Origin of the sequence: Streptomyces sp. NRRL B-3229 (assembly GCF_000719505.1) — a bacterium.
GTDB classification, from domain to species: domain Bacteria; phylum Actinomycetota; class Actinomycetes; order Streptomycetales; family Streptomycetaceae; genus Streptomyces; species Streptomyces griseorubiginosus.
Window position 1 is genome coordinate 1 of record NZ_JOGP01000088.1, and the last position, 811, is coordinate 811.

Sequence of the window (811 nt, forward strand, 5' to 3'; positions counted from 1 at the left end):
ACCTGTGCCTGCACATCCTGCGCGGCGACCTCGGCGTGGCCGCCTCCAACCACGCGGCCCGGCGCCTGGTCGCGGCCCCCTACCGCAGCGGCGGCCAGGCCCAGTACGTGCCGCGCAGCGTGCCCGAGCCGCTCGGCGAGCGCTTCGCCGCCACCCGGGAATGGGCCCTGCACCGGCTCGACGAACCCCTCACCCTCGACCTCCTGGCCCGGCAGGCCGCCGTCTCGCCGCGCACTTTCTCCCGTCGCTTCGTCGAGGAGACCGGATACACCCCGATGCAGTGGGTCATGCGCGCCCGTATCGACCGGGCCCGTGAGCTGCTGGAGCGCTCGGAGCGCGGCGTCGAGCAGATCGCGACCGATGTCGGACTCGGCACCGGCGCGAACCTGCGGACGCACTTCCAGCGGATCCTGGGCACCACGCCGAGCGAGTACCGGCGCACCTTCACCCGGGGCGAGTAGCTCCCCGAGGGGGCGGCACCGGCCCCCGCGCGGGAGTGGCGCGATCCTTTTGAACCATGGCGATCCCGCCACTGTCAGCGGCGCACGCCGCGAGGGAGCCTGGTCGGCATAGGGAAGGGACACCATTCATGATTCGCATCGCCATCAACGGATTCGGCCGCATCGGACGCAATGTGCTGCGCGCGCTCCTCGAACGCGACACCACCCTGGAGGTCGTCGCCGTCAACGACCTCACCGAGCCCGCCACCCTCGCGAGGCTGCTCGCCTTCGACAGCACGGCCGGCCGGCTCGGCCGGCCGGTCACGGTCGACGGGAACACCCTGGTCGTCGACGGCCACCGGATCACCGTC

At 72.4% G+C, this 811-nt stretch carries 2 protein-coding genes; both read left to right on the forward strand.

The window, feature by feature from the left end:
- Positions 1-461: GlxA family transcriptional regulator (locus IF54_RS0138810; RefSeq protein ID WP_030327435.1), on the forward strand; the 461-nt coding region annotated here is incomplete at its 5' end.
- Positions 462-589: 128 nt separating this feature from the next.
- Positions 590-811 (forward strand): glyceraldehyde 3-phosphate dehydrogenase NAD-binding domain-containing protein (locus IF54_RS0138815; RefSeq protein WP_030327437.1); only part of this gene is annotated, 222 nt, incomplete at its 3' end.